This is a genomic window from Hadarchaeum sp. (SeqCode) (genome assembly GCF_049969415.1).
Lineage (GTDB): Archaea > Hadarchaeota > Hadarchaeia > Hadarchaeales > Hadarchaeaceae > Hadarchaeum.
The window spans coordinates 20,397-27,002 of the sequence record NZ_JBMFOX010000016.1; the positions used below are offsets into that span (position 1 = coordinate 20,397).

Genomic DNA, 6,606 nt, shown 5'->3' on the forward strand with positions numbered 1-6,606 from the left:
ATGGCTCGAAAAATTGTCCTGAAGTTTCCCGATTTTGAGGCCGAGGTAGAGCTGCTGGAAAAGGATCACTCCAGAATATGTGAGGCCATCTGGCGCGCCCTGCCGTTTGAAGGCGTGGCGGACGTCTGGAAGGAGGAGATCTACTTCGAGATCCCGGTTAAGATAAAGCCCGAAAGGACCACGACGCGGACAAAAACGGGAGATGTCTCCTACTGGCCTGATGGCCCGGCGCTCTGCGTCTTCTTCGGAAGCTCGCAGCCGGTAGGCCCCGTCGAGACCTTCGGGGTAGTCCGGCAGGGAATTGAGAATTTCCGCCGGCTCAAGGCCGGAACCACCGTCACCGTGATCGGTTCTAGATGACGCCGGTTATTTTGGCTAGCCTTTCAGCAGCCCTTCTGCTCAGGCCGTCCTTCAGGACGGTGTAGCGGTCGGGCCTGATTTTGTGCGCTATCGTCAGGGCCTTCACGATGTATTTTGGAGGTATCCCCAGCTCCTTGGCGTTAGTGGGTGCTCCGATCGTCTTCAGCGCCTCCTTGACGGCGACCCAGTCCTCGCCGTGGAGATAGGCCATCATTATCGTCCCCACGCCGCACTGCTCCCCGTGGAGCGCGGGTTTCGGCGCCGTGATGTCGAGGGCATGGCTGAAGAGGTGTTCCGATCCGCTCGCGGGCCTGCTGCTTCCGGCTATGGCCATCGCCACGCTGCTTGAGATCAATGCCTTGACGACCTCCCTCACGCTCTCCTCGGTGCGTTTTCTGATCAGCCCGGCATTTTCCATAACGATTTGATAGCTCACCAAGGAGAGCATCGCCGCATATTCGCTGTAAGGTTCGCCTTTGATTCGATGGGCCATCTGCCAGTCCCGGACTGCGGTCAGGTTGGAGATGATGTCACCGCAGCCAGCCGCCAGCAAGCGGTGCGGTGCGCGTCTGATGATGAGGGTGTCGGCGATGATCGCTATCGGTGCATGCGTTTCAATGGAGGTCGGCTTTTTGCCGCCTTTGATCGAGGCCCGGGAGGAGGCAATCCCGTCGTGGGAGGCGGCCGTCGGCACCGAGACAAATGGCCTGCCTTCTTGGAATGACGCCAGTTTGGCCACATCGATGCACCTGCCCCCGCCGACGCCTAAAAAGAAGTCGATTTTGCCCCCAGAGATTTCTCTCACCTTCGCCACCGTCGGGAGATCCGCCTCATTTATTATCGTGTGATTGACTTCGAAACCCGCCCGCTCCAGCTGGGATTTGACCTTGGAGCCAACCAGTTCAAAGGTCGTCGGGTCGGCCACAATCAGGGCCCGCTTTCCCAGTTCCAGCTTCCGACACACGTGCGCCACCTTGGATATCACCCTAGGCCCCATCCAGACCTCCCGGGGCAGTCCAATTTTCTTGGGCTCCTTCACCGCATCCCCGCTCTCAAATTTGCGGATAACTTTATATAGAACTACCACGATTCACTTATTGCTGCTTCTATGCGGCGTTTTTGGGGTGCATAGTTTTGAAAGAGGAGAGATTTGAGCAATTGAAGGGAACGACGACGGTCGGCATGGTGTGCAAGGACGGCGTGGTTTTGGCCACCGATTCACGCGCCACCATGGGCTACCTTGTGGCCAGTAAGAAGTCTAGGAAGATTTACAGCATCACGGACCGGATAGCCTTTACCACCGCAGGAGGGGTGGCCGACACGGAGCAGCTGGTCAACATGATGAGAGCTGAGGCGGGTTACTACGCGATGCATGAGGGCATCCCGATGAACGTTTTAGCCTGCGCCAAGATGGTCTCCAATCTGATGAATTCCTACATATACTACGCGAACCTTCTGGTCGGAGGCATGGATGGTGACATCCCGCGGTTGTTCTTCATCGATGTTGACGGCGGCATGATTGAGGAGAAAATGGTGGCGACGGGATCGGGATCGCCGGTCGCCTACGGTGTGCTGGAAACCGAATTCAAAGAGGGCATGAAAACGGATGAGGCGGTCCCGGTTGCCATTCGAGCCGTCAAGACGGCGATGAAACGGGACATTGCCACGGGAAACGAGGTCCAGGTCGCCGTGATCACCAAGAAAGGTTATCGCGAGCTTACCCCGGATGAAATTAAAAAACTGGCCTAGGGCACATCTGGAAAGTTAAGGTGCGAGCATGGCTGCGGAGGAATTGCTTAAAGAGATAAAGGCCGCGGTGAAGGAGACACCATTTGCCGACGCAGTCACCAATATCGACTTTGAGGGGCCGCGGGTCGTCCTCTACTGCGGAAATCTGGATCCGCTGATGGACAACGGTGAGAAGATAAAGGATCTCGCCCGCAAGCTCAGGAAGAGAATCATCCTGCGTCCTGATCCGTCCATCCTGACCGAGAAGGAAAAGGCCGAGAAGAAAATCAGGGAACTGGTGCCGGACGAGGCCAAGATCACCGACATCATTTTCAGCGATGACATCGGTGAGGTGACGATAGAGGCCGAGAAGCCCGGAGTCGCCATCGGCAAGGGCGGGGCCCTGCTCCGGGAGATAATGCGCCAGATAAGCTGGACGCCGAAGATTATCCGGGCGCCACCGATAAAGTCCGACATCGTGCGCAATATCAGGCTCTCGATGATTTACGGCGGGGCCGAGCGGCGGGAAATCCTGAGGCGGATCGGTCGGCGCATCCACCGCGAGCAAAAGGCCAAGGACGGCTGGGTGAGGCTCACGGCTCTAGGGGGCGCCAGGGAGGTCGGAAGATCTTGTTTCCTGCTCCAGACTCCCGAAAGCAGGGTGATGCTCGACTGTGGCGTCAACGTGGCCTCCGATGACAAGGCCTTCCCCCATCTCGAGGCCCCGGAGGTCAGGTTGCCGGAGCTGGATGCGTTGGTCCTAACCCATGCCCACCTCGACCACTGCGGTTTCATACCTTATCTTTTCAAGTACGGTTTTGACGGGCCGGTTTACTGCACCCCTCCGACGCGGGACCTTGCCATCCTGCTGCTGCTGGATTACTTGGATATCGCCGAGCGCGAGGGGAAACAGCTCCCCTTCAACAAGAGGGACATCGGCTCATTTCTCTCCCACTGCATAACCTTGGAGTACGGTGACGTGACGGACATCGCCCCGGACATCAGGATCACCTTCCACAACGCCGGGCACATCTTGGGCTCCTCGTTGGTTCACATCCACATCGGCGACGGGCTTTACAACGTGGTCTACACCGGCGACCTGAAGTTTGACCGCACGCGCCTCTTTTCCCCCGCAGTTTACAGCTTCCCCCGGGTCGAAACGCTGATCATCGACAGCACCTATGGCGGCTCCGAGGACATTCAGCCCTACCGAACGGATGCCGAGAAGGCCTTCATTCAGGCGGTGCTGGAGACGATAAAACGCGGCGGAAAGGTGCTCATCCCCGCCTTCGCCGTGGGCCGGGCTCAGGAGATAATGGTCCTGCTCGAGAGCGCCAGGCGCAGCAAGATCTTAGATGGTATTCCCGTCTACCTGGATGGCATGATCTGGGAGGCGACCGCCATCCACACCGCTTACCCCGAGTATCTCTCCCAGGAGCTGCGGGAGCTGATCTTCAAGGAGGAAGAGAACCCGTTTCTTTCCGACATGTTTACCAAGGTCTCCGGGCCTGACCAGCGAGCCGAGATAATCGCCGGCGAACCTTCGGTTATCCTCTCCACGGCAGGCATGATGGCCGGTGGCCCGGTTCTAGAGTACTTTAAGCATCTGGCGCCCGATCCCAAGAACACCTTGATCTTCGTGGGTTATCAGGGCGAGGGCTCGATGGGGCGGAGGATTCAGAAGGGCTGGCGCGAGATCCCGATGCAGGGCGAGAAGGGGAAGCTGGTGGAGGTCAAGGTCAACATGGACGTGAGGACGATTGAGGGCTTCAGCGGCCACTCCGATCGTGCCCAGCTGCTCAACTACATCAGAAGGCTGTCACCCAAACCAGACAGGATCATAAACGTTCATGGGGACGATACCAAGTGCACCGACTTCGCCGCCGCATTGCACAAGCTCTTCCGGGTGGAAACTAGGGCACCGCTGAACCTCGAGACCATCAGGCTAAGGTAACGAAGTGAGCGCTTTTATTTCCCTCTTCGTCAGCCTGTGCTTTTTCGATCTGCGGTCAACGATGGCGCTGTGGCCGAAGGGATCCATCAGGATTATTTTGGCCCGGGCCCGCCCCTGAACCAGCGCCTCTATTTTTTTGAGCTTCTCCTCGGCCGCCCGGCGCTTTGAGGGCGGGGCGGACTCCATGGCGGAGGTCAACACATCCCTGATCCGGATCAGAACGCCCTCGATGTTGGTTATATATCCCTGGCTGCCCGGGCCGGGGCTGATGGTCACGCCCAGCCCAGGTATCTTTATCGTGCCGGTGCTCGACCTGACGACCCTGACCTTCATGTCTTCCTCCGAGGTTATCAGAAATTCATATTTTGAGCCCTCCTGCTTGCCTAGGTGGGTCACTTCGGAGTGCTTGAAGTTACACTTGCTGCAGGTGGCTAGGGTTTCCATTGTCTCGCCGAAGTAAGGGATATCGTCAATCCTGCCGAAAACTTGAAAGGTGCCCCTAGCCCCACAAATGGGACAAATCTCAACCGGGAGGACGAACTCCCTTTTCATCATGAGCACACCAAATCAGGTGGCAGGCTTCCTGAACTGGAGGCTGATGTACTTTGGCGTGGCGATTACCTTGGTTTCCGTGAGCCGCCCCATGTCCCCGCCGATCCCCTGACAGATGCCCTTGAGCTGGTCAATGGCCTGCTTCAATTCTTGGGGATCATGGTTCATGAGCGAGCTGATGTCCAGGATGATGATGTTTCCCGCCCGGAGTTCGTCGGCAGCCTCTTGGACGTCGGCGAGGCTGTTGAGTTCCATGCTCTTGACGTAGATGGGCTCCACCTCGCCCAGCTTTCTCGTGCCGGCGGTACTCTCGACCTCAGTGACCGGTATCTCCTGAATTGGCGCCGGCTCTGAGCGGGGCTTGCTAAAAATTTTCTTTAGCGATCTCATGTACTCTCGTGCAAATATCGATTAATCAATATTTAACCCTTTTCTAACGCTCGCCAGATCTGGTCGCCCACGTGATGGATATTTTTAACCGCCTTTCCCCGGGGCGCCTTCATCTCTTTGGCATCGACGAGGGCCAGTCCTAGCGCGATGGTCTTGCCGTGGCGTTCATCCACGACCGCGACGATATCCCCTTTCTTGATGTCCGGATCAGCCGAGACGATTCCGGGGCTCATGACGTCGGCACCGTTGGCCACGTGCGGCACCGCGCCCATATCGATGATCACGCGTTTGACCTTGATCAGGTCAACTATCCTCAGCGTTGGAAAGAGCTCGCCATCCCTCTGAAAAAATATCGTTTTTTCCCCGCTGATGATCAAACTTGCCCCATCGTCTCTCTTCAGGATTTCAACATCCCCTCCGATGACGCTGGCGATTGCCTCACCGAATCTTTGGCCGGCCTCCTGAGCGAGTTGTTTAATTTCATCCTTTCGCAGCCGATAGCGCCTTCCCGGGGGCATATTAGAGCCTCGGCGGGATAAACTTAAATATACAGGTGAATAAAAGTTGGTGATTTTGATGAGCCAGAGACCGTTGGATATACTGAACAAAGCACTCGGGTCATCGGTCCTAGTTGGACTCAAGGGTGGACGTGAGTTCAGGGGAAAACTAAGTGGATTTGATGTCCACGTTAACCTCGTGCTCGAGGAGGCCGAGGAGCTGCAGAGCGGAGAGGCCACCAAGCGCTACGGCACCATGGTGATTCGCGGCGACAGCGTGGTCTTCATCTCTCCGGCCGGGTGATTCGGGTGGTCAAGGGAACCCCCTCGATGGGTAAAAGGCACAAGGTTGTCCACATAAGATGCCGACGCTGTGGCAGGCGGTCCTATCATGCCCAGCGCGGAGTTTGTGCCGCCTGCGGCTACGGAAGGGACCGCCGGATGAACAAGTACCGCTGGAAGGTGAAGACGGTTCAGCGGCTCAGGTTGAGGTAGTCCCCGCTTTAAAAAATCTCTTAAGCCGGACGCACCACAGTTTATCGGTGGGCCGGTAGATCAGCTGGAAGATCACTCGCTTGGCAAACGGCTTTGTCCAGATTGCGAGAGGTCGCGGGTTCGAGTCCCGCCCGGTCCACCTCCAATTGAGTGCAAATCCTTTTATAGAGGTGCCTCAAACTCCCTTCTGAGGCGATGACAGAGAAAGTTAGCAAGTACGCGGCATACCTCGAGGACCAATCCGTGAGGCGCTGGTTCAACAATCTCTCCCGAGGTAGCCCCATAACCGCGGATGTCGCGCTCCGGAGGCTCAGCAAGCTCTGCGAGCTTCTGGGCACCACGCCGCGGGGCATGGTCCAGCGGGCAAGGGGAAATTTGACCGAGTTCCAGGATGCCCTGGAGGACATGATAAGCTCTGGCTGGAGGTGTTCGGCAGAGCAATATTCTAAGATGATTAGGATGATCGAGAGGGTTTGATCGCGGAACGAATGGCTTTGGAGCGATTATAAACGAAAAAATTCGTAGCTCGGGATGGCCAAGTACCTCTGGCTCCTTTTTTCCAAGCATTCTACTGCTCTGTTTCTCCATAAAAACCAGCCTCCCTGATTTTTGATGATATGGTAATGATGA

General features: G+C 56.8%; 10 protein-coding genes and 1 tRNA gene. 7 read left to right on the forward strand and 4 right to left on the reverse strand.

Going from position 1 to position 6,606, the window contains the following annotated elements:
• Positions 1 to 360, forward strand: coding sequence for a cyclophilin-like fold protein (locus tag ACP5PX_RS04875; protein WP_428084537.1), 360 nt, complete (start codon positions 1 to 3; stop codon positions 358 to 360).
• On the opposite strand, the gene ACP5PX_RS04880 is transcribed toward ACP5PX_RS04875, so the two are convergent.
• A complete protein-coding gene (locus ACP5PX_RS04880) occupies positions 353 to 1,399 on the reverse strand; it encodes an NAD(P)-dependent glycerol-1-phosphate dehydrogenase (protein WP_428084539.1) in 1,047 nt (348 codons plus the stop codon). The two genes, ACP5PX_RS04875 and ACP5PX_RS04880, sit on opposite strands and share 8 nt — an antisense overlap.
• Positions 1,400 to 1,494: 95 nt before the next feature.
• On the opposite strand from ACP5PX_RS04880, the gene psmB reads away from it, so the two are divergent.
• Positions 1,495 to 2,109: an archaeal proteasome endopeptidase complex subunit beta gene (gene psmB, locus ACP5PX_RS04885; protein WP_428084541.1), complete on the forward strand. Its 615-nt coding sequence runs from the start codon at positions 1,495 to 1,497 to the stop codon at positions 2,107 to 2,109.
• A gap of 28 nt (positions 2,110 to 2,137) precedes the next feature.
• Positions 2,138 to 4,042, forward strand: coding sequence for a beta-CASP ribonuclease aCPSF1 (locus ACP5PX_RS04890; RefSeq protein WP_428084543.1), 1,905 nt, complete (start codon positions 2,138 to 2,140; stop codon positions 4,040 to 4,042).
• Here the strand turns inward: ACP5PX_RS04890 and ACP5PX_RS04895 are convergent.
• From ACP5PX_RS04895 to ACP5PX_RS04905, 3 genes are read right to left on the reverse strand one after another with little or no spacing between them, the layout of a single operon-like run.
• Positions 4,034 to 4,597, reverse strand: a complete 564-nt coding sequence (locus ACP5PX_RS04895; RefSeq protein ID WP_428084545.1) for a ZPR1 zinc finger domain-containing protein — start codon at positions 4,595 to 4,597, stop codon at positions 4,034 to 4,036. The two genes, ACP5PX_RS04890 and ACP5PX_RS04895, sit on opposite strands and share 9 nt — an antisense overlap.
• 12 nt (positions 4,598 to 4,609) lie before the next feature.
• Positions 4,610 to 4,984 carry a cell division protein SepF gene (locus ACP5PX_RS04900; RefSeq protein WP_428084547.1) on the reverse strand — a complete coding sequence of 125 codons (375 nt, stop codon included), beginning with the start codon at positions 4,982 to 4,984 and terminating at the stop codon, positions 4,610 to 4,612.
• Between the two features lie 32 nt (positions 4,985 to 5,016).
• Positions 5,017 to 5,502 (reverse strand): DUF1947 domain-containing protein, encoded by a 486-nt coding sequence (locus ACP5PX_RS04905; protein ID WP_428084549.1) that lies wholly within the window; start codon positions 5,500 to 5,502, stop codon positions 5,017 to 5,019.
• Between the two features lie 58 nt (positions 5,503 to 5,560).
• On the opposite strand from ACP5PX_RS04905, the gene ACP5PX_RS04910 reads away from it, so the two are divergent.
• From ACP5PX_RS04910 to ACP5PX_RS04925, 4 genes are all read left to right on the forward strand, one after another.
• Positions 5,561 to 5,785: an LSm family protein gene (locus ACP5PX_RS04910; protein ID WP_342812635.1), complete on the forward strand. Its 225-nt coding sequence runs from the start codon at positions 5,561 to 5,563 to the stop codon at positions 5,783 to 5,785.
• A gap of 5 nt (positions 5,786 to 5,790) precedes the next feature.
• Complete coding sequence (locus tag ACP5PX_RS04915) at positions 5,791 to 5,976, forward strand: 50S ribosomal protein L37e (RefSeq protein ID WP_428084552.1); 186 nt, start codon at positions 5,791 to 5,793, stop codon at positions 5,974 to 5,976.
• Positions 5,977 to 6,025: 49 nt separating this feature from the next.
• Positions 6,026 to 6,115, forward strand: a tRNA-Ala gene (locus ACP5PX_RS04920).
• Between the two features lie 56 nt (positions 6,116 to 6,171).
• On the forward strand, positions 6,172 to 6,453 hold the full coding sequence (locus tag ACP5PX_RS04925; protein WP_428084554.1) for a hypothetical protein: 282 nt from the start codon (positions 6,172 to 6,174) through the stop codon (positions 6,451 to 6,453).
• Positions 6,454 to 6,606: the final 153 nt, after the last annotated feature.